The sequence below is a fragment of the Robbsia andropogonis genome, assembly GCF_034047095.1.
GTDB lineage: Bacteria > Pseudomonadota > Gammaproteobacteria > Burkholderiales > Burkholderiaceae > Robbsia > Robbsia andropogonis.
Window position 1 is genome coordinate 153304 of record NZ_CP139166.1, and the last position, 25824, is coordinate 179127.

Genomic DNA, 25824 nt, shown 5'->3' on the forward strand with positions numbered 1-25824 from the left:
CTGAGCGAGTCCGGGACGAACCGCCGCGGGGGCTTCGTCGCTGTGCCCCCGGACTCTAGAGCCGAGTGCTACTGAAAAAGGGGAGATGTCGGCGACAGAACCATCTAATGTGATTGCTCGCGCCTAAGCGGCACGCTCGTCGTTTTTAAAAGTCGTTTTATTTTTCCTGTTGCTGCGTTCAACTTAACGGCTAGTGCGTCTCGCTCTTGCGCTGTCCCACCGGAAAAATTGCTCAGCTCGGCCATAGCTTTCTTTAAACCTTGATGAATGGACATCAAATCGCTTACCCCCAAGCCGTCACCGTGTATCGATGCGTTCTCGATTCTTTGAAGATCATCAATTAGCGCTGTATGGCCTGAAGAAAAACATTCGAACATGGGTTCGGCAATACGAAACGAATTCATGTGCGCATTGCGAAGGGAAGGGTGTTTCGACGCGATCTCGGTGTTGGCACTCGATAGCGCGATGAACACCGACTCAAGCGTATCCCTACTATTCGCACGATCTTTAGGCGTAGCTAATTCATTCGGTAACAATTGACGCCGCTCACCCACTTTCTGCGCATCGAGTCCTGGAAGAATCTGTCCTTCAGGGAGCTTGTTCAGTATGTTAGCAATGTCGTTTGGGTGGAGAATTTCTCCGCCTAACACGTCACGGCCGATCCTGTGTAGATTCCATAGCACCGCACCAACGTTTTGTTTGTTCAGTGCTTTGCCGAACTCAAGATGATAGTGAGGCAACATCCGGCCATTATCTGCGTAATTCACGCCCAACGTGTGGTAATAGTCGTAGTCACGTTCGTTGGACGCGCGTGGAATTTTCCTGTCCTCATACACTTTTCCATCACCCTTCACGTGGTTTTCGTGAATCGTGATAAGCGGTGCGCCAGCTTCGGCCGCTACCTCGTTGTAGGCCATGATGACAGCTGCGACCGTGCGTTGCAGGTCTCTTTTCTGCGTCTGGCTGCGTGTACCGATAGCAAAATCAGATGACCCGGTGAGGTTCAGCAGACCTTTTGCACGGCGTATTTCAACGTTCTGCAACATCGAACCAGGCGTGCAAGCAACACGCTGCCACTCCATCACGTTGTTTTTCGCGATCATTATCGTGCCCGGATTGCGATGATTATGACTTTGTAACGGGTGTAGTAGGGGGTCGAATCGGCGAGTTTCCGGCGATAGCTTAGGGGTTGACTCCGGCAGCGGTGATTCCCTGTGCCGGATATCAGAACATCCATCGGATGAGGTTGCGTCGGATATCTTCATTCTGATTTAGATAAAATGAAACAATTGATCATTCTGGCACGTGCTTCCACTAGCCAAACTCCAGTGCCTCCGAAAAGTTGTAGCCTTTTTCGAAGTCTTTATTTGAGTAAATGCCATCTGGTGAAAATTCTCGGTAGTCCCCCGTTTTTAAGGGCGGCGGATTCAACCGGTCACTGCAACCCCCCGATATTGGTTGTTATAAAATCTGAGGTGTTGTCATGGCGAGCATATTTGGCCTGATGACGGATGTACGTAAGGCGCGTATCAGGACTTTATGACGAGGCGGCATTCTGATGAGCGAGATTGCGCGGGACATCCCAAAACGGTTCTGGTGCAAATAGGTAAGAGTGTTGAGAACGTTCTTACCTGTAGGATATCTTATCCAGCAGACGGTATAGCATTCCATACCGCAAGCAGAGGGGCATCCTTGAGGACGAGTTTGGTCAGATTGAACTGGCCCTTGCGAATGCGATGCATCAATTCGATGCCCGAGATCGTTACCACGGCATTTCTGAACCGTTTGAAGCCGAGCATCACGTTCGTTCTCGACTTGATGTTTCGATGGTCCTTCTCGATCACGTTGTTCAGGTACTTCGAGGAGCGGACCGTCATGCCTTCAAGCGGTAGGTCATCGGCCTTCATCTCCCGCATCGCACGGTGCGATGCTGGGTAACCATCGCGCGTGATAGTCTCTGGTGGCCGACCCTGGTGCCTGATCGCCTTGCGAAAAAAGCTTTGGCTGCGACTACATCGCGTTTGGCCCGGAGTAAGAAGTCCACTGTCTGAACATCTCGATCAACCGCCCGGTACAGGTAGACCCATCTGCCACGAATCCTTATATAGGCCTCATCGACCCGCCACGAGCCACCTGCGCGGATCGCGATGTGGCTCCAGCATTTAACGAACTCCGGGGTAAAGCGTTTCGCCCAGCGCATGATGGTGGTGTGAGCCAGCGATAAACCGCGCTCTGCCATCATTCCCACTAGATCGCGTAGGCTGAGCTTGTAGCGAAGGTACCAGCGCACGCACAGAACGATGATTTCTCGATCAAAATGTCGACCATCAAACAGCCCCGGCTTGTCTTTGCGCTTGCTCGTCATCGATCACCCGATTGTTGGGCTCAATACTTTAACTGATTCGCGCCTACTATTTGCACCCAAGCTGTCTTGACGCGGGTGCTCGGGCTGACTTGGGAGTGACCACCACATCACAGCATAAGCATGGAAGTCCGGACGAACTACTACATGCTTAAGCCGCAAGTCGGGCAAGACTCCCATGATCTTTCACAAGATCCCATTGCATCTTCTTGCGGATACTTTCAAGCGCTAACGCATCAAACGGGCTATGCCGGTATGCCTGACGCGCACGGCAATCGGGCACTCGCACCGACGAAGTGCATCCGATGCAATTTCATGTGCCAAATCGGGTCATCTAACGAACGAAATGTAGGGCGTTGTTGGCAACTGCGTCAGCTCGGACTATTCCCTTGCTTGAAAACAGATAGATTCGCGATTGGTGGCACCATGCTTGCTTAACGTGACGCAAACATAACACCCGTGCTAAACCTTACATTAAGCTTATAAAAAAACATCCTGATTAGGATTGCTGTTTATCAATTCATTATGGGAAAAGTAAAAGATGGTTGTGTTCGGTTCGATAAAGCGACATACCTTGATCCACGCACTCGGCGTCACATGCATGGCCTGGTTTCTCGGCGCTAGCGCCTATGCCGCGCCAAAGGCGCCGGTGCGACAGCCGGTAAAAGTGCTGATCGTTTCGATGTTCGGCCCAGAGGGAAAGGTCTGGCTCGACCACTTGGGTAAGACGCGAGCTATTCGCGTCGCGGGTTTGTCACCGGACTACCCTGATGTGCATTGCACGCGGGATGATGTCTGTGTGCTTACCACTGGCATGGGGCACGCTAACGCAGCCGCATCAATGGCTGCATTACTGTATTCGGGGCGCTTCGACCTGCGCAAGACGTATTTCCTGATCGCAGGAATAGCTGGAATCGACCCCGCACAGGGTACGCTTGGCTCGGCTGCATGGGCGCGCTATCTCGTGGACTTTGGCATTCAATGGGAGATCGACGCGCGAGAAATTCCGGCGAATTGGCAGTCGGGCTATCTCGGTATAAATACAAAAAGCGGCACGGAAAAACCGCCTCTGGATTATCGCACTGAGGTGTTCCAGCTCGATGAGGCTTTACTGCAGCGCGCGTATGCTTTGTCGCGCAACGCGGTGCTGACCGATAGCGTGGAGGCGCAAGCCTATCGAGCAAAGTACCCTGGTGCGCCGGCCAATCAACCGCCAAGCGTGATCCAGTGCGATACGCTGTCGGGTGACACCTGGTTCTCGGGAACTGCGCTCGGACAGCGTGCGCGGGACTGGACGAAACTGCTGACGGATGGGCGAGGGGTGTATTGCACCACGCAGCAGGAGGACAACGCGACATTCGAGGTGATCAAGCGCGGCGCCGCGGCGGGATTGGCCGACCCCCGACGTGTTGCCGTGCTACGCACCGGCTCGGACTTCGATCGACCGCCGCCAGGTGGATCGAACGTCAACAATTTGCTGGATTACCAGCAGCAGGGTGGTTTCGTGCCTGCCGTCGATAACCTGTATCGCGCGGGGAAGCCGTTGGTCGACGCAATCGTAAAAGACTGGCCGCATTGGAAAGACGGTGTGCCTGAGGATGACACATCATCCACCCCGTGAGTGGACAACTGACGTCCACTCATTCATGGCAGGTACGTTGCCCGAGCGTGCGGCTTCGCCGCGCTCGCCTTTTCTCATTTTCGATGCGAGCACGTTTTGGATATTCTGCGTAGTTTGGTGGGCATGGGTCTGTTGTTGGTTATTGCTTATGCGCTGTCCGTCAATCGGCGGGCGATCCGGATGCGTACTTTATTGGCTGCAATGCTGCTCCAGGTTGCGGTTGGCGCGCTTGTATTGTTTCTGCCGCAGGGTAGCGCGGCGCTTTCGAGCGCGGCGCGCGGGGTCAACGACGTGTTGGAGATGGGTAACCACGGCGTGTCGTTCATGTTTGGCGGGCTGGTTGACGACAAGATGTTCCAACTCTTTGGTGGTCACGGTTTCATCTTCGCGCTGCGTGTGCTGCCGATGATCATTTTCGTGACGGCGCTGATCGCGGTGCTGTATCACATCGGCATCATGAAATGGGTCATTAATGTTGTAGGCGCGATACTCGGCAAGCTGCTAGACGTGAGTCGTATCGAGGCGTGTTCCGCCGTTGCAACAACCTTTATCGGTCAGAGTGAGATCCCCGCATTCGTCAAGCCGTTCATCTCTCGTATGACCGGCGCGGAACTGTTTGCGGTGATGTCGAGTGGCATGGCCTCGATTGCCGGCTCGGTCCTTGTTGGCTATATCGGTCTGGGTGTCAAGCTTGAATATCTGCTTGCGGCGTCTTTCATGGCAGTTCCTGGTGGCCTTTTATTTGCGAAGATCATTTTCCCCACCACGGAAACCAGCACTGCGGATTTCACGCACCTGACGGCGGGCGAACACCGCTCGGCGAATGTAATCGACGCGGCGGCGTCCGGCGCGATGACCGGTCTACGAATCGCGGTGAGCGTGGGGGCCATGCTGATCGCTTTTATCGGATTGATTGCGCTGTTGAACGCCATGATTGGCAACGTCGCGGGTCTGTTTGGCTATTCGAATTTGACAATGCAAGGCATTCTTGGCCATATTTTTTCGCCGCTTGCCTGGCTGATTGGCGTGCCCTGGCAAAACGCCCAGATCGCTGGCAATTTCATTGGTGAGAAAATGATTCTCAATGAGTTCGTCGCCTATGCCGACCTGTCGCCGTATTTGAAGAGCGCCAATGACGTCCTCGCCGCGGGCTTGACGGTACTTGATCCCCGAACGATCGCCATCGTCTCATTCGCCTTGTGTGGTTTCTCGAATTTCTCCTCGATCGCAATTCTTGCTGGCGGCTTCAGCGCCGTCGCGCCCGAACGTCGCGCCGAAGTGACGCGCTACGGCTTGCGAGTGGTCGCCGCAAGCACCTTGTCAAATCTGATGAGTGCGGCAATTGCCGGCATCTTTCTGTCCTTGCATTGACGACAGAATCAGTAAGCAATAGTCGGTATTGACTGCGGTACGGACAACCGTCTTTCCTGGTGCGGAACATACATCAACAATCAGCACGATTATTTCTTGCTATCGGAGAACACGTATGCGGGCTATGAAACGTGTATGCGAAGTAATGTGGGCACAGTATTCAGAAACGTCTGTCAATATCGTGCGGACCGCGGCGTCCGGTAGTTTGCTCGCGGCATGCGCACTAGTGTCGGCCCCGTCGTGGGCAACAGGGTCACCCGATGACGGCGGCAACGCCGCCGAGGCTGGCCTGCCTGCAAGCGATACGGCAAAGAATGCATCACCGAATACGGTGCGCGCGTCGCCTCACGAAAGCGCGGAAGGGAAGCAAAATCCAGACAGCGCGGCGCCGCTTCCCGCGATTGCCGAACCGGCCGTTGAGAATCGACCCTGGCTACATAACACGGTCAGTATCATCAACAGCAGCCTGACGCGGTTTGGACCGTATCGCACCGGTAATACCTATCTCGAATATGAATATTTTGGTACGAAGGGACCGTTTAACCTCTACGGCTACGTGGATGTGTTGAAGGTATTCAATGCGGGCACAAAAAATACGTCGGGGCTCTGGGACCAGGGGCCGCCTTTTTTCAGTGAGCAGGAACCCCGTGTCGCGCTTGATACGCTTGCAGGAAAAGCGTTTCGCTTTGGCCCTTTCAAGCATATCTATCTGGCGTCAGACTGGATTTATGAACAGGGAGGAAGCCGCGCGGACGAGCAAAATACTCTATATATAGGGCTCGGTACCGACATCGACACGCACACGCCCCTTTCTCTTTCGGCGAACCTCTACGTCAATCGTAATTGGCAGAACTATGGCGCGGCTAACGAGTATTCATGGGACGGTTACCGTTACCAGATGAACTACTTCTATCCGATTGGTCATTACCTGGGGGGCGACTGGAGCTATTCAGGCTTTTTCAACTATGACTTTGGATCACGGCTGCAAGAGAAAACGGGAGGTAACACGCGCACTGACAACGCATTTGTCGAGACGAACGCCCTGATCTATTCCTATCAGCACTTACGTCTGGTAGCGGTGGCCCGATACTTCCACAACGGTGGTCAGTGGAGCGGCTCGGTTTTGAACTTCGGTAGCGGAAATTTCCAGAATCGCTCTACGGGTTGGGGCTATTACTTCGAGGTTGGCTATCAGTGGGGGCGGATTTGAATGGGGGCTCCGCTAACTCTCCCAATGCAATATGCTGCAGTAGCATGATCGTCTTCCCATCGACAATCTGCCCGCGGGCTATCGCCGACAGTGCATCGTCTATCGTAAGCTCTATTACTTCGATGTCCTCGCCCTCGGCTTCCACGCCGCCTCCGGGACTGACCCGAGCCGACGCATCGTATTCTCCCGTGAAAAAGAAAAGCTTTTCTGTTACGGAACCAGGGCTCATGTAAGCCTCGAATACCTTGCGAACGTGTTGCACGCGATAGCCTGTTTCCTCCTCTGCCTCAGCCCTGATGCGTTCCTCCGGCGACGCGTTATCAAGCAGGCCGGCTGCGGTTTCGATCAGCATACCGTCGTGGCCGTTCACGAAAACGGGAAACCTGAATTGGCGTGTCAGTATCACCGTCCGTTGGGCGCGGTTAAAGAGAAGGATGGTCGCGCCGTTGCCACGATCGTAGGTTTCCCGGTTCTGCCGCTGCCAGGTTCCGTCGCGGCGACGAAAATCAAATGTCGTTTTCTTCAGCACATACCAATCATCCGACAGCGTCACCGAATCGATAATACGTACGCGGTCGCGTGTTGGGGTCATGGCACTCTCCTTCTGTGTTGAGTGCTTTTATGATATCGTGCAACTTCATGCAATATCAAGATAAAACGTGCAAAATCATGCTGACGTCGCAGCGGAAGAAATTGATACTCGATATGCTCGCGAAAAACGGGCAAGTCCTGGCAGGAAACCTCGCCGGGACATTTGAGGTATCGGAAGACACGATACGACGCGACCTGCGTGAACTTGCGTCGGAAGGCTTGCTTCAGCGCGTACACGGCGGAGCGCTCCCCGCTTCGCCTGCCGTCGCGCCATTTTCAGCGCGTCGCGCGATGGACGCTTCGGGAAAGACGGCTATTGGGCGTGTCGCCGCATCGATGATCGCACCGGGTCAGGTCGTCGTGATTGACGGGGGCACTACTTCCGCGGAGTTGGTCCGGCATATCCCGCACACACTGTCGGCTACCGTCGTGACGCATAGCCCAACAGTCGCCGTCGCATTAGTCGATCATCCGGCAATCGAGGTCATCATGATTGGAGGCAAACTTTATAAACATTCGATTGTGAATGTGGGGTCCGCCGCTATTGAAGCGATGTCTCACATTCGTGCGGATCTTTACTTCATGGGCGTGACTGGCGTGCATCTGACCGAAGGGCTCAGCACCGGCGACCTTGAAGAGGCATATGTGAAACGCGCGCTTGCCGCGCGCTCTGCCGAGACAATCGTCCTGGCGTCGATGGAAAAGCTCAATGCGGCGTCGGCTTATGCTATAGGCGACGTGACGCTCGCGCAAACAATCATTGTCGAGAGCGACACGAGCGAAGCATTCTCCGCCGACTTGGAAGCAGCAGGTGTCAGTGTTGTTCGGACCTAGCCTACACGCCACCTATCAACGAAGCGCGGCCAATGGCAAGCCATCGATCTAATCGACAAGATCGGGAAAATTGAAGGGTATTAGCAGCACGGTGTCGTTGCGGGAATGAGCGACCACCAATTTAAAGTAGTGATGGTCGAAAGCGAATTCGAATGGCGTCGCCGCGCTGATACTGATGAGACGTTCGTCGTCCTCGACGTGGCGTTGCGTATCTATTTTCGCGGCGCGTCGGCGGACGATGGATTGATCGTGTTGCGCGCGGGTTAAATGGCGGTGGTACCAAAGGATGTCGAACACAAGCCTCGCGAAAACAGCGAGGTAAAGCTGTTATTGATAGAGCCACGCCGGGTTGTCAACGCCGGTGATGGCGCGACGAGTGACCGAACGGTAGAAAATAACCAGTAGATCTGATCATGCTTGCTGCTATTTCGTGATGAACCGCTCATGGGGATGTCGAATCGCGCCCGCATATTATCCGACGAGTTGCCGCGGCAGCATCTTGTTCCTCTCATCTTGATAACTGGAGATGCCATGGACAGCTGCATTTATTCGGTAAGAGTTACGTGTCCTCGCTTGCTTGCAGGAACATAATGCAGGTTTTCCTCTCATTTTTACCATTTATATGGAATGCATAGGCGTTTCGGTTTTATGGAACGCTGCGTGACGCTTGAAGAATGGTGGTTTCCCTAGTCATTATCAGTGGTGTTGCAGCAACGACCGCATTCACTTCTATCAATTTTCCGCGGCTGCGTTACAATTTTCGCAACTGGCAAGCCGCGGGTGATGCCTTGTGTTCATCTTCGTGAATGTGCCATGCATTGCATGTCGCAGCGGTGCAAATATCGGGGTACTCGTTGCCAAATTACCAAATTTGGTTTCGGAGTGGGCTTCATGATGAACCGCCGCGAAGCTATGCCACGCGCAATGGCTTTTCCCCGCTAGGTGACGCGGCGATTTTTTCGAGGCTCTGGAAGCCTGATGGGGTTAACCCGTCGACTACGAATGACTTACGAAAGAAGGAGTCTGGGCAGGTTTCATCCGAAATGAGCGGATCGCGAGACCGTATCATCGTAGGCACATCGACCCAGTCGGCACCGTATAAGAATTGACGTGCCACGCAAGATCGACGGGTTTGCGAGAGATGCGCCGCCCGCGTCGGACAAGCAGTCATGCGGGAATAGTATTTCGGCATACATAATATGTATTACAAGAAGGGCTCTCATGCCGTTTGCATGTTGCCCCGCAAAAAAGAGAAGATTCGAATGACAAATATTTTGAGAAAACTACGCTTGCGGCGGAAGTTTTTCTTGCTTGGCACGATAGCGCTTGTCCTTGTTTCGGCGCCGACAGCGTTTTACCTGCGCGAGGCGAATAAAGCGGTGGCACAGATCAGGCACGAGATGGACGGAGTTGCACCCGCACAGCAATGGCTGGCCGTGTTGCAGGCGATACAACAACATCGCGGGCTAGCAATAGACCCTTCCGCAGGGGCGGCCCAGGACGAAAAGGCCCGACAGATCGACCAATTGCTTGATACGTTGCAGAAGTCGCTTGCAACAACCGATAATGCCGAACTGGTTGCCGCACTCGCCGAGGTGCAGCGCGATTGGGCGGCAGTGAAAGCCGATTCGATAAAGACGCCGAGGAACGCACTTGAAATCTATAAGTCGCACACGGCGTTGTTATCAAAGATGTTTGATGTAAATGACCTTTTGCTTGATAACTACGAACTCAGTCTGGACTCGAACCTGGACAGTTATCAATTGATATCGGGATTGCTGATTGGGTTGCCCGCCTCATCCGAAGAACTTGGAAAACTACGTGCTCGCGGCACCGCGGTCCTTGCGGCGAGCACGATTACGCTTGCCGACCGCGAAGCCATCCGAAACCTGATCGAACGTGCGCGCGAGCATCATCAGGAGATGACGAGATCTATTGGAAAGGCGTTCAAAGCCGATCCTAGATTGCGCGATCGTTTTGGCATGGCTTTCAAGACCGCCGTGGATCAGGCTGATACGGCCATCAAGATGGCCGACGACAATATCGTCAATGCCGACTTGGCCACACTTAGTGCAAGCGACTATCGGCGGGCGATGACATCGGCAATCGATGCGCAATTTGCGTTCAATGCTGTGGGCGTCACGGTATTGCGTGAATTGCTGGAGACGCAATTCAGTGACTTACGTCGGACCGAAACTATTTTACTGTTGTCGATTTTCGGGATTGCCTGTTTGGCAGCGTGGTTCGCGCGCGCCATTGTTCTGTCGATAACCCGTCCGTTGGATCAGGCGCTGGATGTGGCGCGGCGTGTCGCGGCGGGCGACCTTCGATCCGTTGTTGATGTAGAAGGGTCCGATGAACTCGCGATATTACTTACCGCATTGCGCAATATGAACAGCAGTCTCTCCAGTATTGTTGCCAATGTACGCCAGAACGCCGAGACGATCGGTGTGGCTAGCCGCGAAATTGCATCTGGAAACGAGGATCTGTCCAGCAGAACCGAGCAGCAGGCGGCGTCGCTGGGAGAGACTGCCGCATCGATTGGGCAATTTGCGACAGCGATCAAGCAGAATTCCCACAGTGCTGCCGAGGCGAACCGACTGGCGCAGGACGTGAGCGGATCAGCCACGCAGGGTGGGGTGGCAGTCGACCAGGTTGTGGAGACAATGCAGTCCATTGCCACTCGGTCCGAGGAAGTCACGCAGATCATCGGGGTTATCGAAAGCATCGCGTTCCAGACGAACATCCTTGCGCTAAATGCGGCGGTTGAAGCGGCGCGCGCCGGCGAACAGGGGCGTGGGTTTGCCGTGGTGGCAAGCGAGGTGCGCGCGCTCGCCCAGCGCAGTGCGAGTGCAGCCAAAGAGATAAAGACACTGGTTACCGCCAGCGTCTCTCAAATCACCGAAGGCTCGTCTTTGGCGCAGCAAGCGGGCGGCCGTATTCATGCACTGGTTTCTTCCATCGGACGCGTCTCGGCGGTGGTATCCGAAATTGCCGCGGCGAGTACCGAGCAGGGCGTTGGGGTTGAGCAGGTCAACGTGGCCGTGAGCCAGATGGACAGTGTGACGCAGCAGAACGCAGCGCTGGTAGAGGAGGCCGCTGCGGCGACGGCAAGCCTGCAGCAGCAGGCGCAGGCACTTGTCGAAGCGGTAGCTAAATTCCAGTTGCCGTCTGCGGGACATTCGTCTACGGCCGACGACGGTAAGCACAGGGAAGCAAGGATTGCCTACGCAACCGCTTGATAGGTAACTACGGATGTAAATGGTCATGCAAGTCGTACGACTTAGCAGTGCTGTACCTGTCTCCTATGTGAACACAACAGCATGGCCTTATTTTTTTTGTCCCCTAAAGACGTTCGACGATAAAGAAAGTTCAGTCTTTGCCGTAAACCATTGGCATGGCATTACGCCATTGGAAAACAAACAATCCCTACGAAAAAAATAGCAATCATGATGGATTTATCCCGTATAAAAGTAGGAACAAGGCTCGCGTTGGGTTTCGGCGCGGTCCTTTGCGTGCTTCTGGTGGTTGCCATCGTTGGCGTGGTCAAGCTAAAGCAACTCAATGATGCGCTTACGCAAAGTATTGACTTCGGTACGGCTGAGGCGAACACCTTGTCACGGGCACTGAACGATGCTCAGGATGCATCGTCCGCAATGCGTAATCTTATTATCCTCACTGACATGCCGCGCATGACCGTGCAGCAGGGCATTTACGATAGCAAGATGAAAGACTACTTGCAGGTCGCGAAGCAGGCTCACGCCCTCATGGAGAAGGACCCGCAAAAAGACGCCCAGAAAGATGCGCTACTGCTCCAGGCCGCCGAAAGTCGGCAAGCCGCTATTCCGCTCGTCGATAAGGCAGCAAAGCTCGGCTTGGCGAATGATCCTGCAGGCCCCGATTTTCTGATGAACGAAGCAGGACCCGCGCTTGATCGATGGACCGGTTCGCTCGCTCAGTTAAGAGATTATGTAGTGAGCCAAGGGGAAATCCAGGCCGCGGCTGCGCATGCGACGTACCGCTCTGCCAGGGTTGCGATGCTCTCGTTGATTGCTGTTGCAATCTTGGTTGCGCTAACTGTCTGTATCTTGATCGTGCGTAGCATTCAGCGGCAGCTTGGCGGTGAGCCGGATCTCGCGGCCAGCGTTGTCGGGCAGATTGCAGACGGCGATCTTACGGTCGATTTTCTGCTGAAAAACAACGACGCTTCCAGCTTGCTGTATTCGATGCAGGTCATGCGCAACAAGTTGACATCGACGATTGGTGGCATTCACCAGGCAACGGAATACATTACAACTGCATCGCATGAAATTGCTAGCGGAAACGCCGAGCTTTCCACGCGTACCGAACAACAAGCGGCATCGCTGGAGGAGACGGCTGCAAGCATGACGCAGCTGACTGAAACGGTCAAACAGAATGCCGATAACGCGCGCGAAGCCAATGCATTGGCGACCAAAGCCAGCGACATCGCCGATGCCGGTGAGCAATCTGTTCAGTCTATGGTCGGCACTATTGGCCGGATCAGCAGCAGCTCAAGCAAGATCTCTGAAATTACAGGGGTCATTGAAGGCATTGCCTTCCAGACAAATATCCTTGCGTTGAATGCCGCTGTTGAAGCCGCGCGTGCCGGTGAGCAAGGCCGCGGTTTTGCGGTGGTTGCCAGCGAGGTCCGCAATCTGGCTCAACGCTCCGCCGCTGCAGCCAAGGAAATCAAGGAAATGATCACCTCTTCCGTGACGACGATTGAGGCAGGTGCTTCCCAAGCAACAGAGGTTAGCGCCACGATGGCCCAGGTAAAGCAAGCCATCAAGCAAGTTTCCAATATCGTCGGGGAAATCAGCTCCGCTTCGGAGGAGCAAAGTCGTGGCATTCAGCAAGTGAATCAGGCGGTAGGTCAAATGGACGAAGTAACACAGCAGAATGCCGCGCTGGTCGAGGAAGCCGCCGCAGCAGCACAGTCACTCGAAGAGCAATCGATCAAGCTCAAGGACGCAGTTTCGGCGTTCAAGGTGGGTGCGATTGGAAGCCAAAGGCTGACGACCTCACCAGGCTCTGTGAGAAAGCCAGCATTGGCATGGTAGCAGTCAGCGTCGGCTGGGCACTGTCAACTTGGGGAGCACGGACAGCACAAGGTCAGGGAGCGAGTGCCGGTCAGAAACCAGTAGACCGGTTTTGGGTGATGTTGGTAAATTTGCCCCACGCCTCGAACTGGGCTGCGAGTTTTTTGCGATGAACTGACGCGCGCAGCTGATGGCGCTTGAGCGTGACATGACATGTTGACGGATCGGCCCGAAGCACTATAGAAATTTCCGAGTGCGTGTCGGGCTGCGAAAACCGCGAATACGTCGTTCGCGTCCGCGTGTAGGTTGGTGGCGGTTCTTGGCTCGGCCGTTGAGGCGAGCAGCCGCTTTTGACGAACACGTGTTTCACATTCGCTAGATCCGGAATCTCTGCTTTCGCCGCCGGAGAGCTGCGCAGTTGATCGGTGACGATCTTGCCCGGTACCGGGTTCGAGCGCAGCACACGCCGACCCCACGCTCGAAAAGCAATTGCGCAGTGTCACGCAGACTTAGCTGGAAGCGGAAATACCAACACACCGCGCAGCTGATGACCGAAGGCGGGAAGCGATGACTGGTATAGAGCGATTTTGGTTTTTTTCATCACGACATCTTACGTCGGTTTTCCTACGCCTTGTTTACTTGAGCCAGCGCTGCGGCGGCATCGATGCGCTTTCCGATGCGGCCTGCGGCGGCGTAATTCCCTACACCGAGATGACGAGTTCGGTGTATTTCAACAGATGCCCGTCCGAAGTTACCAATCTCAACAGCTCCGACATTGCTTGCGCAACGAGAATGCACCAGGGCTAGCCATCAGAGATTATCACGCTCGATGGTTACGCTGCCTCGCACCGCGCGGTGCGGGGGATGGAGGCAGATGGCCTGCTTGCTTGAAGGCATGACGGTCCGCTCCTCGAAGTACCTGAACAATGTGATATAGCAGGCCCATCGAAACATCGAGTCCATAACAAACGTGATGCTCAGTTTCAAACGGTTCAGAAATGCCGCGGTAACGATCTCCGGCATCCAATTGATGCATCGCATTCGCAAGGGCCCGTTCGATGTGACTAAACTCTGTCTCAAAGATGCCGCTCTGCTTGCCGTATGGAATGCTGTTCTGTCTTTTTGATAAGACATCCTACATGTAAAAAAATTTCAACACGCTCACCTATTTGCACCAAAACCGCTTCGTAGGCTATTTTTATTCGTTAGAGGCACCTATCCTTCGGTCTGACGGTCAGCGCGCGCATGCCTGATGCATAGTATTGGTGAGCTAACCGCTAATACTTCAGCTTAACTGGCTGGCTACATGCACCCATGATGCGAATCTCGTCGAAATCTGCTGAGGTATCTCCGCCAAGGAGCAGCGCGCCATCGAATTCGTCCGAAGCTGCCGCATCCGAGCCGAAACGCCGTCCGTTGTCGCTACCGACTTTTGAGGGATTGGCATGCCTTCCCGCATGCGCGCGGATGCCTAATGCAACGGACATTCCGACGCATGCGGCTGCAACCGTGCGTTCAATGCCACCGCGCCGGGATATTCGTACGCTCGTTACAAGTTCGTCGCCCCCCGCCATGCCGCGCGCCGAAAGGTCGACTGTGTCGGCGTCCGGAGCATTTGCGGTGTCGCCTACTAATCCCCCCGAGCGGATGCTGGAACGGATCGACCGGTTGATCGGCGCCACCATCGATCCCAAGGTGGCTAACGAGATTCTCGCCGACGCTGGGGATGCCAAGAGTCCAGTTACGTTCGACGGTTTCGGCAGGATCGAGGATCTTGCGCCACTGCACCATATATCCCCGGCGCTGGTTACCATGCTCGAGAACGCGGTAATCAAACCGCTGACGACGACGAACGCTCGCGGCCCGCGCGAGGCACCGCGCGCCGAACGCGACATTCTGGTGCGCGCGATGCATCTGCTCGGCATGGAGCGCAATCCAGTCAACCAGGCGTTGCTCGTCGATGCAAAAAAGCTCTTCCTGTCCAGTGGGTTCAGCCGTCTTGCGGTCGCAGCATTTGTCCATGACGCACTCGCTCGCGTTGGCGACGACGTGTTGCTGCACGATCAATTCACCAAACTCGCGGCCGAAATCGCGAAACCGGTAACCGTCCCGCAGCTCGCTGACAACCTGTACGGCCGCACATTCGAATCGTTGCTGGTAGAAGATCTGGTACGCTGGCCGCCAAAAAACGTTTTACGCGTCTCACGTGAGCTCGGGCACGGTATTGTTGAAACAATGGAGTCGTATCCGCCTGCCGTGTTCAATGAGCTGGTGAGCATACTCCGCAGTGACGTGCGGCCTTGGTTCGGGCTGTCGCAGTCGATGCGGAACTTTTTGGATCACCCGACGATGGACACGCTAAAGGCATGTATGGCGGACACCTCGAACGGCATTGAAGCAATTAAAACTGTCAACGTCGCACAGCGCATGGTTTTGGCGATTCACAACGTGTCTGAGCGCGGTGAAATAGAACGTCCCGAGTGGTACCGCCGATGCTTCGATTTCTACTGCGATTTCCTTAGCACACAAAAGCCCGGAGGTAAGTCTCAACTGTCCGGTGTGCGCGCGCAGGATCCGGGTAACTGGCTGCACTATCAGCCAAACGCCGCCAACACGAAGAGTCCTTGGAAAGGACAAAGCTGGACGCACAGTCGCGTGGTCACTCCGGAACGTCTTTCCGCTTTCGAACAGGACGCCCTCGCGCGCGGCCAGCCGATCGTCAACGGTGCGTCAGGCCAGACCGGCATGGTAGCGTCCTTTGGTCACCATCTCGGACAAAGTCGTCCGCAGTTGTCACAGCGAGACTTGCATTTGACGATCATGATTTGCCTGGTGTTCAACGGCGGCCACTCGACCGAGGAGGTGCTGTTCGCGCTCGACGCGATCAGGGATCTACATACGCCGGGCAGCGAACCGCGCGGTTTGCCGGAAGATTTTCGTGGTGGGTATGAACTGATCGCGGAACTAGCGGACGGCAAGGCGGGCAAGCAGATGCTCAGAGACCGCATGGATACCGCTTTGGAGCGAACCGTTGCCTATTGCGCGAAGCATGTTGTCTAAAGCGACCCGAAAATGAGACGGGATCGGCGCTTTACGTTGTCCCGTGCGTTGATCTTTCGCACCAGACATTCGCGAAAGGCTTTGTTGTTTGTCATCGTTGATGACGCCCCCGTTGCTTACAATCTTCAGTCAGTATGAAACCCATAATTGGTACAGTAGCTAACGTTGCTGGTATAACGCAATCGGGGAATGCTGATGTGAACCCGGCAGAAGCGGCAGCACGGCCCGGGTCGCCGCGACGGAGCCGCACTGTCCACTTAGGTGGTCTTTCTGGTTTGTTTAAGGCGGCGAACTGTGCGCTACCGCGAACCGTTCAGGGCGCCGCGCCGGGCCCAAGTCGCGCTATTCCTGCAATCGATACCCCGGGAAACACCACGATCGCAAACTTGTCTATTGCGCGGGAAGTATTAAAGGATATCCGAACGACGTATTATAAAAGCCCGAATTTTAAGTCCAGCAATAAATGGCGAACCAAAGTCGATCAGGAATTGGAAGTCGCAAGGTTGAAGGCGGCCAGCGCCAGTTTAAGCCGCTTGCGCGGCAATAGTTTGCGAAACCTATGCGACATCGAAAATGCAACGGCACATAACTGCGGTGAGTTGTCGAGGCTGGCGATGGAAAGGCTATCTGGCAGGAATGTTAAGGCTGCTCATATCGTGATTGGTGGGTCCACGATTGCACATGCTTTTGCCGCTATTCTGCCTTATGGGTGCGCGGAACAAAAAATTTGGGAGCGCGATATGAGTAAATGGGACGAAGGCATAATTATCTGCGACCCATGGTTGAATATCGCTTGTCCTGCTCCAGAGTTCAACAGGCGTCTGATTGAAAAGCTGAATAAATGGGATGAAGCGGGAAAGCGAATTTCTCACGAAGGGCAGTGGCTTTCTGCAAATGACGAGAAATTGAGGGACGCTATCGTCGCCGGTGAAAAACGAACATGCATTGTGTCTTCGCCGCCGAGGGTGCAGGGATTCCACATAAAATAGACGTATTGATAAAACCCGTTTGACCGCGTTGCGCTGTATTTATGAATATCTTTTTTGTGCTTAAGGCGTAACTGCGTGGCGTCGGGAGAATGCGCACGGGTCTGGCCGGTTCGTAACTGACAGGTGGCAGAGCTCGCGTACTTCGAGAGGGGCTCTCTTCCAATCCCCAGCATGCCACGCGCATCAAATATTCGCTGATTTCGCTTCTTTTTCGCTGGCACTGCAACCTCGCGTCTTTCCAAGGGGGACTATGAAGGTATTGGGCCGATTTTATTTGTCACCTTCAGAAAAAGATAGCCGACCATGAGTGCCATCAGCTTTTTTCGCAGCAGGACACAGCACGCTTCTTCGAGCACAGATGCCAGCACGACAACGGCCTCTGCGACCAGTGGTAAGCAGGCCCCGGCGAGCGGTGGCAGGAAGGGCCTGTCTTTTCCATTTTCGCTACCACTCTTGACAAATCGCGGCCCGAAGTCCTCGGCGGCATCCGCTGCGACGTCGTCGATGCCGCCTCGCAGTGCGCTCAAGCGCAAGCCACTTCCCGAGAATTCCTTGGTGAAGCTCATGCACGCCGAGCAACAGACGGAACTCACGACCGCATTTCTTCGTCATGCGGAGCCGGGACATGCTCTCAAAAGCGTGGGGTTCGCCGAACAGGCTAAGGTCGTCGATGAGACCGGTAAGCTAAGCAGGATAGCCTCCAAACGATTCTCCACACACAATGTGGTGGTGGATTCTTCGCCTGAGTTGAGGAGGAGCAACACCGCGCGACGGCGGGATGCACTGTTTGCCGCGCAAAATCTCTCCATGCTCGTAAAAAGCCATCCTGCGGGAACCTTTGACGCCAGTATCCAGCAAGGGATCGTGCCTCATGAAGCACTAGAAGGCGCCGACCTCGGCAATGTCGATCCCGCCGATGTGATCCACGAGTTCCAAGAACTGCAGAAGACGGAGAATCAGAGTCTCCTGTACGAGATCGCCAACAGTCTGAAGGCACTCGGAGCCACGTCTGCTGACGAGGCGAGAGAAATTCTACCCGGCATCTTGCAGAACACGCATGTTCAGCACGCGGACTATCACGAAGCCGATGAAATCGTCGAGGAGCAAGCGTCTCCAGCGGAGACGCTCAGGGCGGCGTTCGCCAAGCTTCCGGAGCGGCTGCGCGGGGACGATGTCATCGAGATGTTCGAGAGCCTCGGTCGGCCCCATCCTCGAGAGGTGATGGATGCGAAGGGTGAAGCTTACTTCGATACAATTGACGAGCGTCTTGCGGAAATCAACGCCAGAGGTGAATGAACCATCGTCCTGTGCGTGCGCTGGTACCTTCGCTACAAGCTCAGCCTACGCGATCTGTTGAAAATGATGGCTGAGCGCGGTTTATCGCTGGCTCCCACGATGGGCTGGGTGAAAGGCTCTACCTCGGAGTTCGCTAAATGGTGGCGCCGCATCGCGATCCCTGCGGGTGGCTCGTGGCGGGTCGATGCGACCTACATGAGGATTCGTGGCAGATGGGTCTACCTGTACCGGGCGGTTGATCGAGATGGCCGGACAGTGGACTTCTTACTTAGGGCCAAACCAAAGTAGCCGCAGCCAAAGCTTTTTTCGCAAGGCGATCCTACACCAGGGCCAGCCACCAGAGACTATCACGCTCGATCGTTACCCTGCATCGCACCGTGCGGTGCGGGAGACGAACGCCGATGGCCTGCTGCTTGAAGACATGAAAGTCCGGTCCTCGAAGTATCTGAACAATATGTGGTTGAGCAGGCCCATCGAAACATCAAGTCGAGAACGAACGTGATGCTCGGTTTCAGGTGTTTCAGAAACGCCGCAACCGCGGTCGCGATCATCGCGCAGACTCAGGCCATGCTCAGACAACTGCTCCAACGAATGTGCGATGGCAGCAGGATGGTTGTGCGTGAAGATGCCGGAAGCTTGTGGCGTTCTTTGACGAAGATCATCCCGACAACCAACGGTGTTGAACCTTGAAGCAAAAGTGAGCTGGCACTAACCACTACGCAATTCGCTGCATATAACCGGGCAGATCGGGATCGGGTAGCACTGCGAGCACCTTCAACCGTTGACGCGTTCGCGTTTCCCCGTGTTGCAGGTGCGTCGCCAGCGCATTGCAAGCGGTGTCGAGATCGTCATGCAACAGTGCCAGAATAATGTCCCGATGCTCCGCCAGCGTCCCTGGCTCCGGATGTAATCGAAACGCATCGTAGAATGCATGGTTGACGATCAACGGCATATGCGCATGACTGATCGTGGCAACCAGTTTGGGGTTCGGTGCGCCGGCGAGGAACGTGTCATGCAACGTCGTTTCAAGTTTGTGCAACGCAACCGCATCAACGGAATCGGGAGTTTCGATCGCGCGCTCGACATCGTGTAGTGCCGCTTCCAGCTGCGCACGCGTTAAGGATGGCGCACCTGCTCGCAACGCGGCGGGCTCCAGCAACGCGCGCAGCTCGTAGTCCTGACGCACCGCACGTGCGGTGAGCGGTCCGCATAGCCAGTGCGAATATGCGGATTTCTCGACCAGCCCGCGATCGCGCAACCGGTTCAGCGCTTCGCGAACCGTGCCACGACTTACGCCGAAAGCCTCGGCGGCATTGCTTTCATCAATGCGGAAATGCCCGAACACAATACCCAGTGAAATGGCGGCTTCGAGCGAATCGTAGATGCGTTCGCTGTTCGAAGGAATGTCGAGCGGTTCGAGCGGACGGTCGAAACCGAGCGTGCTTTCCGAGATAGGCGCGCGTAGCGGCTCCGGCACGCTACCATCCGCATGGGCGACAAGATAGCCGCGTCCTTCGAAGGTATGGAGGAGACCGTCCCCGTGCAGCATTTCGAACGCCTTTCTGACCGGCACGCGACTCGTGCCGAAGATGCGCGCGACGGGGCCCTCCAGCAACACCAGGCCCGGCGCGATGTTGCCAAGCGCAATGGCCGATTTCAACTGCTCATGGATCACGCGATAGCGTAAGCGGGTATCGGCCTCGAGCGGCACGTCCGGAGAAGCTGTCGGGAAGGCACCGGTGGCCTTGCGCGGCGGGGTCGGCCGACGAATATCGGTGTGCGGGGTGGGCGAACCTGAGGATCGGGAAGCCCTGGCGTGTCTTGTCATCTTCAACGAACGGTCGCCGTCAGCACCGCATGAACTCGGTCCAACGGCGCACGAGGTAGTTATGCTCATCCATCACCGAATCCCATACCGCAATCCGGCTCATGCGTGCGGCGTAGCTGCCGCCATCCCGCCTTTGACCCATCGGAACCAGATGCGCGGATGTGGGTCCCGGGAGATCCGTCGGCGCCTGGGCACCATCGTACCAGTACGCCCATTCCGCATCGCTCATATACGCGCGCGAGCGCTCCGGGTGGGAGATATAGAAACCCTGGCGCGCGACCGTCGCGCCGGCCCAGCCGTCCAGCCACCAGTTCAGATACGCGTAAGCGGCGTCCAGCACCCGCCCTTGCGCGAACCGCGATATGCCGATGCCGCCAAACCACGCGCGATATCCCTCCCGAGGCTGGGCCAGGCGAAACTTCAGGCCGGCACGCGCCAGTTCCACCGTGGCCGGCGACCAAATGCTCTGAATCGCTACCTTGTTCGTGATCATCAGTTGCGCGGCTTCAGCGAAAGTCGACCAAAAACCCGCGAAATGCCCGCGCCGCTTGAAGTCGATCAGCGTTGCAATCAGCCCGTCGATTTCCTCGATGCTCAGATTGCCGATGTCGTCGAAGCGCATCAGGCCACTCGCCTGGACGGCAAGTGCCGCATCGATCGCGCCGATCGCGGCATCCGCCTGCAGCGCAACGCGCCCGGCGAGTTCCGGCGCCAGCAGCCATGCCCAGCTTTCCTCGCGGTCCGTGAGCAAGCTCGGCATCGCGTCCTGCAGATACACAAAGCTGTCCACGTTGTGCGTAAGGGGCAGCATGCTGACGCGCCCGGTCGGCGTGTGCGAGAGCGAGCCGTCGGCTTGCACATACAGACGATCGGCGGGGACGCAGCCCGCGCTGCCGCGCGCATTCGCCGTCGTCCGCGTGTTCACGCGGCCCATTCGCGCCGTGAGCGGTGGCGTATTGATGTCGTTCCAACGAGGAATGCGCGCCACGTCGATAGGCTGCAGTGCGTGGGTGGGCCACAGGCAGTCGATGCTGTGAAACCATTGATCGTACAGATCGTACCTGTCGGGATGCATGACGCCTTCGCGTTGCACGCTGCCGCCATCCTCGACGATGAAGCGAAGCCGGATGCCCAGATCCTGTTCCGCACGCTTGCGGATGTGTTCCTGCAGCGTCACCGTCGTGCCCAGCACGCGCAACTCGACTTTGGGTGCATGCACCGCGGGGGCGGAAGGACGCTGGCGCACTGGATTCAACGGATCGTTTCTGCTGTGTGAAGATGCCGACGAAAACGCCGGTACGAATCGACTACCGCATCTCGCGACAGGCCTTGCACGATGAACACGAGACGCGATTTGTGCATGTCTGCGGGATCGTCATGGATGCTGCCAGGCCATGCATCCAGATGCAGCACAGGATGTACGAGATGATGCACCGCATGGAGCACGACTGGTCGCGTCGCGCCGGCAAGCGCAAGGAGACCCTTGACCCGGGGAATGCTATCACCGTGGCGCGACAGCAGCAATGTAAACCATAGTGTGAAAACGGCCCAGTCCACTGGTTCTTCAAATTCCATGCAGAACGCGTCAAGCGATGCAAAGCCATCGTGATGCGTTGCCGTTGCATCCAGCCGCGCGAGTGGGTTCGCCAGCGCTGCCGCGTCATCCTTCGCCGTCCTGGCGTCATGCATGCCGGTGCGTCGGACGAAATCCGCGAAGTCGTGCGCGTTTGTCGCCGGGGCCAGCACAACCGCCGCACCATCCGCACGCGTGCGGTGTGCGATGTGCGCGGCCGGATTCAAGCGCGCGAGCGATTCGTGTAGCGTATCGAGCGCATTTTCATCAACAAGGTCCGTCTTGCTAATGATGATCCGGTCAGCCGCCGTGACCTGCGCGAGCCACTCCGGATACTGCGCGCGTTGCCGCACGGCGTGGACGGAATCCACAACCGTGACAATCGCACTGATCGAATAATGACTGGACACCACGCGGTCTCCCAGCAGGGTCGCGACGATCGGTGCGGGCGTTGCAAGTCCGGTGGTCTCGAGCACGAGGCGCGAGAATGGCGGCACCTCGCCACGCACGCGCCGGGAGAACAGCGACGCCAGCGCATCCTTTAGCTCACCGCGAATCGCACAACAGACACACCCGTTGTCGAGCAGCACGGTTTCCGTCTCCACTTCGCCGATCAGCAGATGGTCCAGGCCGACCTCGCCAAACTCGTTGACGAGCAGCGCCGTATCCCGGGCGGCGTCGCCCTTGAGCACGTCGGCCAGCAACGTGGATTTGCCGCTGCCGAGAAAGCCCGTGACGATGGTCACCGGAATCACGTCGTACGCAAGGCTCATGACGACACCTCGTCCGCGAACAACGTCAGCGGATCAAGTGAACGGCCGAGCATCGCTTCCGCAGCTTTCCATATCTGCATGAAATCGTCGACGATAACCTGCGCACCGGTCGGAGACGACAACACGAACGACTGACCATGGAAATCGGACAGTGTCAGCCGGAAGCCTTCGAGCAGGCGGTTCGCATGCGCGATCTGCACATAGCGTTGCTGCCGCGCGTTCGCGCCTTCCCCCGCCGCCACCGTGTTTGACCAGTGGCCGCCGCCGCCAAACAGTCCACACATGCCGCACATCGCACTCTCCCGCTGTCGTCAGGGCATCACGTCGCCGGAATTTGGCCCCAGGGTCTGCCCGACGAACAGATTGCCACCAGGATCGGATGCGAGCAGAAGGGCCGTGGGTGCGACTTCCTCGGGACGGCCAAAGCGCCGCAACGGTAGCTCCTTCGATTTCATTTCCTTCCACGATGCACTGATGCCGTCGACAAGGGGTGTCTCGATGGGGCCGGGCGCAATCGCGTTCACGAGCACGTTGTCCGGCGCGGCCTCGATGGCCAGCGACTTCGTGAATCCGATCACGCCGGCCTTGGCCGCCGAATAATGCGTGAGCTCGGCACCTCCCTTGATGCCGAGTTGGGAGGCGATGTTGATGATGCGTCCCCAGCGTTGTGCGGTCATTGCAGGCAGCGCGCGACGCGAGCACAGAAACACGCTACGCAGGTCGATGCGTACCATGTCGTCCCACATCTTCGTACTCAGGTCGGTGCAACGCGCCTGGGTCAGTATCCCCGCGTTGTTCACGAGAATGTCGATGCTGCCATACATCTCGATGCAGCTGTCGACGATGCGATTTGCGCCCGCCTCTTCACCGACGTCGGCGATCACCGTGTGCACGTGCGCGCCGTATGCGCGGCATACATCGGCTTGCGCGGAGAGGCGTGCTTCGTTGAGATCGGCGAGCACGAGCTGCGCGCCCGCTTCGGCATAGGCGAGCGCGATCGCCGCGCCGATACCGCTCGCGGCGCCCGTTACCACCGCACTGCGGCCATCGAGTGAGAATGTTGCAGCCATGGTTATGTCCTTGTCCGATGAATCGGGCGAATCAGATTGGTCAGCCTGGCCACCGTACGGTCAACCCGCCATCCGCGATTATTGACTGCCCCGTGATGTACGAGGCGTCGTCGCTCGTCAGATAGCGGATCAGTGCGGCGATCTCCCGCGGGCGGCCGATACGTCCTAGCGGAATACCCTTCGCCGCTTCGCGCAGGCCGTCGGGGCCGAGCGAGTTCACCGCGTCGAGCGACTGCGGCGTTTCGATCAGGCCGGGAATGACCGCATTACAGCGGATGCCGCGCGGAGCGAGTTCCATCGCCACCGCACGGCACAGGCCGGGCACGCCCGACTTCGCCGCCGAGTAATGCGTGTGGTTCTCCCAGCCGTACACGCCGCCCGCGATCGACGACACCGCGACCATCGCGCCGCCGTCGCGCATGTGCCGTGCCGCTGCACGGAAGGTACGCATCACCCCGGACAGATCGACGTCGAGCATCTGGTGCCACTGCGCATCGCTCATGTCGGTGAGCGGCGATGCCCGCAGCAGTCCTGCATTGGCGACCGCGTAGTCGAGGCACCCAAATCGTTCAAGCGCCGCCATGGCGAAAGTTTCGACCTGTTCCGCGGACGTCACGTCCACCGCGTGCATCAGGCACTGGCCGCCCGCCTGTCGGACCGCATGCGCAGTGGCCTCCGGATCGTGCGGGTCGCCGGGGAAATAGCCGCCCACCACTGCGACGCCAATCTCCGCATAAGCCACTGCCAGCGCCTGACCGATGCCGCTTGCCGCTCCTGTTACCAATGCTGCTTTCACGAAACGCTCTCCGGACAGGTTAATGGGATGCGGCGGGATTCACGTGCCGTGCGAACAGGATCAATACCCCTGACAGGAAGCATGGCAGCGCGCCGAACCACAGCGCCGCATGTAGCCAGTCGCCGCCGTGATTGAGCATTGACGTAACGCCGACGCCCGCCAGGATCGCTCCCACCGGACCCATCGCGTGAACGATGGAACTGCCCGTGCCGCGGATCGTGGTCGGGTAGCTTTCGCCAATGAAGAACAGCGCCGCCGAATACGGGCCGATCAGGAAGAACAGCCCGAGGCTGTAGAGCGCGACGACCACCGCCGAGCTGCTCGGTCCGAACAGCATGGCGGCGAAAGAAAGGCCGCCGAGCATCCAGCCTATCGCAAGCGTATTGCGTCGTCCGATCTTGTCGCCGATGAAGCCGTGGCTCAGATAACCGCAATAGCCGATCACATTGGACAGGACGAGAATCAGCAATGAGTTCTCGAACGACACGTTATGCACGCGCGTCAGAACCGTCGTGCCGAGCACGCTGAAGACCTGGATCGCGGACCAGTTGAGCAGAATGCCGCCGCCCAGTACGAGCGTAGCGCGTAGCGCGCTGCCGCGAAACGCTTCGGCCAGGCCCGCGCGGCTGTGCGCTTCATAGTCGACCCCATGTGTGTGGGCCAGGCTGCGTGCTTCCTCGCCCGCGCCCGCTTCGCGCAGTTGCTTGATGCGCTTATTCAGCAGGAACTGCGGACTTTCCTTAAGACGCCGTGTCATGAAGAAGATGATGACCGCGGGAAACGTCGCGAATACGAAGCAGCCTTGCCAGCCAATGCGCGGCAGCAGCAACGCCGTCAGGCCCGAAGCCATCAGTGCGCCGATCGGCCAGCCGCCCTGTACGAGACTGTAGATGAAGCCCTTGTTGCGATTGAGCTTCGGGTCATTGGCGGCTGAATACAGCTCGTTGAGATAAGTCGCATTGACGGTTTCCTCTGCATAGCCAAGGCCGGACAGTGAACGGATCAGCACGAGTGGTACCTGGCCCATCGCGCCACCCACCACTGTTAGCCCCGAGCACACCGCCGCGCCTGCAACCGTCCATAACAATCCTGCCTTGCGTCCGAGCCTGTCGAGTAACGGCCCGATTGCAAACGCGATCACCGCAGTGCCGATCGCGACCAATGTGGCAATTTCCGCTTGCGCCGCCGCGTCCCATTGGTAGTGTTTGCCGATTTCGGGCAACAGCGTGCCGAACAGGATGAAGTCGTACACGGCAAAGACCCAGGCGAAGAATGCGACGACCGTCGCACGCTTCACGTCGGATGGCAGAATCGCCTCCAGCCGGAAGTCGGATGTGGAAAGCGGACTCTCTTTTATCTTGGCACTTTCTTGGAGTTCGGAGGGTGACAT

At 56.9% G+C, this 25824-nt stretch carries 20 protein-coding genes and 4 pseudogenes; 12 read left to right on the plus strand and 12 right to left on the minus strand.

Features of this window, described 5'->3' with window-relative positions:
• Positions 1-104: 104 nt before the first annotated feature.
• Together SJQ66_RS05875 and SJQ66_RS05880 are read right to left on the minus strand one after the other, a co-directional pair.
• Positions 105-1103 (minus strand): hypothetical protein, encoded by a 999-nt coding sequence (locus SJQ66_RS05875; RefSeq protein ID WP_320534079.1) that lies wholly within the window; start codon positions 1101-1103, stop codon positions 105-107.
• A gap of 540 nt (positions 1104-1643) precedes the next feature.
• Positions 1644-2365 (minus strand): IS6 family transposase gene (locus tag SJQ66_RS05880; RefSeq protein WP_253463929.1). Its coding sequence is split into 2 segments (ribosomal slippage): positions 1644-2002 and positions 2002-2365, totalling 723 coding nucleotides; the frame shifts between segments, so codons are not numbered across the junction.
• Between the two features lie 598 nt (positions 2366-2963).
• Here SJQ66_RS05880 and SJQ66_RS05885 point away from each other — a divergent pair.
• The 3 genes from SJQ66_RS05885 (at position 2964) to tsx (ending at position 6564) form a co-directional block, all read left to right on the plus strand.
• Positions 2964-3983, plus strand: a complete 1020-nt coding sequence (locus SJQ66_RS05885; RefSeq protein ID WP_036012908.1) for a purine-nucleoside phosphorylase — start codon at positions 2964-2966, stop codon at positions 3981-3983.
• Positions 3984-4079: 96 nt separating this feature from the next.
• Positions 4080-5354, plus strand: a complete 1275-nt coding sequence (locus tag SJQ66_RS05890; protein ID WP_024905621.1) for a NupC/NupG family nucleoside CNT transporter — start codon at positions 4080-4082, stop codon at positions 5352-5354.
• Between the two features lie 115 nt (positions 5355-5469).
• A complete protein-coding gene (tsx, locus tag SJQ66_RS05895) occupies positions 5470-6564 on the plus strand; it encodes a nucleoside-specific channel-forming protein Tsx (RefSeq protein WP_260843901.1) in 1095 nt (364 codons plus the stop codon).
• Here tsx and SJQ66_RS05900 read toward each other — a convergent pair.
• A complete protein-coding gene (locus SJQ66_RS05900) occupies positions 6512-7156 on the minus strand; it encodes an NUDIX domain-containing protein (RefSeq protein ID WP_024905619.1) in 645 nt (214 codons plus the stop codon). The two genes, tsx and SJQ66_RS05900, sit on opposite strands and share 53 nt — an antisense overlap.
• A gap of 29 nt (positions 7157-7185) precedes the next feature.
• Between SJQ66_RS05900 and SJQ66_RS05905 the strand changes: the two genes are divergently transcribed.
• The 4 genes and pseudogenes from SJQ66_RS05905 to SJQ66_RS05920 all read left to right on the plus strand — a co-directional run bounded on the left by SJQ66_RS05905 (position 7186) and on the right by SJQ66_RS05920 (position 13070).
• On the plus strand, positions 7186-7989 hold the full coding sequence (locus tag SJQ66_RS05905; protein WP_201779115.1) for a DeoR/GlpR family DNA-binding transcription regulator: 804 nt from the start codon (positions 7186-7188) through the stop codon (positions 7987-7989).
• Between the two features lie 42 nt (positions 7990-8031).
• Positions 8032-8394, plus strand: a pseudogene (locus SJQ66_RS05910) (cupin domain-containing protein).
• An 857-nt stretch (positions 8395-9251) separates the two neighbouring features.
• Entirely contained in the window at positions 9252-11231 is a 1980-nt protein-coding gene (locus SJQ66_RS05915; protein ID WP_024905617.1) for a methyl-accepting chemotaxis protein, read from the plus strand.
• Between the two features lie 150 nt (positions 11232-11381).
• A complete protein-coding gene (locus SJQ66_RS05920; RefSeq protein WP_301291030.1) occupies positions 11382-13070 on the plus strand; it encodes a methyl-accepting chemotaxis protein in 1689 nt (562 codons plus the stop codon).
• 70 nt (positions 13071-13140) lie between these two features.
• Here SJQ66_RS05920 and SJQ66_RS05925 read toward each other — a convergent pair.
• Positions 13141-13598 (minus strand): annotated as a pseudogene (locus SJQ66_RS05925) (DDE-type integrase/transposase/recombinase).
• A gap of 258 nt (positions 13599-13856) precedes the next feature.
• On the opposite strand from SJQ66_RS05925, the pseudogene SJQ66_RS29850 reads away from it, so the two are divergent.
• The 3 genes and pseudogenes from SJQ66_RS29850 to SJQ66_RS05940 form a co-directional block, all read left to right on the plus strand.
• Positions 13857-14175 (plus strand): annotated as a pseudogene (locus SJQ66_RS29850) (DDE-type integrase/transposase/recombinase); the annotation flags it as partial.
• A gap of 494 nt (positions 14176-14669) precedes the next feature.
• Positions 14670-16109, plus strand: coding sequence for a hypothetical protein (locus SJQ66_RS05935; protein ID WP_157685688.1), 1440 nt, complete (start codon positions 14670-14672; stop codon positions 16107-16109).
• A gap of 197 nt (positions 16110-16306) precedes the next feature.
• Positions 16307-17098: a hypothetical protein gene (locus SJQ66_RS05940; protein ID WP_320534080.1), complete on the plus strand. Its 792-nt coding sequence runs from the start codon at positions 16307-16309 to the stop codon at positions 17096-17098.
• Between the two features lie 248 nt (positions 17099-17346).
• Here SJQ66_RS05940 and SJQ66_RS05945 read toward each other — a convergent pair whose 3' ends face one another.
• Positions 17347-17664, minus strand: a complete 318-nt coding sequence (locus tag SJQ66_RS05945; RefSeq protein ID WP_024905610.1) for a hypothetical protein — start codon at positions 17662-17664, stop codon at positions 17347-17349.
• Here SJQ66_RS05945 and SJQ66_RS05950 point away from each other — a divergent pair.
• Together SJQ66_RS05950 and SJQ66_RS29855 are read left to right on the plus strand one after the other, a co-directional pair.
• On the plus strand, positions 17651-18394 hold the full coding sequence (locus SJQ66_RS05950; RefSeq protein ID WP_157685201.1) for a hypothetical protein: 744 nt from the start codon (positions 17651-17653) through the stop codon (positions 18392-18394). The two genes, SJQ66_RS05945 and SJQ66_RS05950, sit on opposite strands and share 14 nt — an antisense overlap.
• Positions 18395-18397: 3 nt before the next feature.
• Positions 18398-19084 (plus strand): annotated as a pseudogene (locus SJQ66_RS29855) (IS6 family transposase).
• Between the two features lie 25 nt (positions 19085-19109).
• On the opposite strand, the gene SJQ66_RS05965 reads toward SJQ66_RS29855, so the two are convergent.
• From SJQ66_RS05965 to SJQ66_RS05995, 7 genes are read right to left on the minus strand one after another with little or no spacing between them, the layout of a single operon-like run.
• On the minus strand, positions 19110-20222 hold the full coding sequence (locus SJQ66_RS05965; RefSeq protein WP_081765178.1) for a GntR family transcriptional regulator: 1113 nt from the start codon (positions 20220-20222) through the stop codon (positions 19110-19112).
• A 19-nt stretch (positions 20223-20241) separates the two neighbouring features.
• Positions 20242-21414 (minus strand): ABC transporter substrate-binding protein, encoded by a 1173-nt coding sequence (locus SJQ66_RS05970; RefSeq protein ID WP_081765180.1) that lies wholly within the window; start codon positions 21412-21414, stop codon positions 20242-20244.
• A gap of 59 nt (positions 21415-21473) precedes the next feature.
• Positions 21474-22568 (minus strand): CobW family GTP-binding protein, encoded by a 1095-nt coding sequence (locus SJQ66_RS05975; RefSeq protein ID WP_024905604.1) that lies wholly within the window; start codon positions 22566-22568, stop codon positions 21474-21476.
• Positions 22565-22852, minus strand: coding sequence for a hypothetical protein (locus SJQ66_RS05980; RefSeq protein WP_320534082.1), 288 nt, complete (start codon positions 22850-22852; stop codon positions 22565-22567). Before SJQ66_RS05980 ends, SJQ66_RS05975 begins: the two co-directional genes overlap by 4 nt.
• 27 nt (positions 22853-22879) lie before the next feature.
• Positions 22880-23638 (minus strand): SDR family NAD(P)-dependent oxidoreductase, encoded by a 759-nt coding sequence (locus tag SJQ66_RS05985; RefSeq protein WP_320534083.1) that lies wholly within the window; start codon positions 23636-23638, stop codon positions 22880-22882.
• 40 nt (positions 23639-23678) lie between these two features.
• Positions 23679-24434, minus strand: coding sequence for an SDR family NAD(P)-dependent oxidoreductase (locus SJQ66_RS05990; RefSeq protein ID WP_024905601.1), 756 nt, complete (start codon positions 24432-24434; stop codon positions 23679-23681).
• 19 nt (positions 24435-24453) lie between these two features.
• Positions 24454-25824: an MFS transporter gene (locus tag SJQ66_RS05995; protein ID WP_046152092.1), complete on the minus strand. Its 1371-nt coding sequence runs from the start codon at positions 25822-25824 to the stop codon at positions 24454-24456.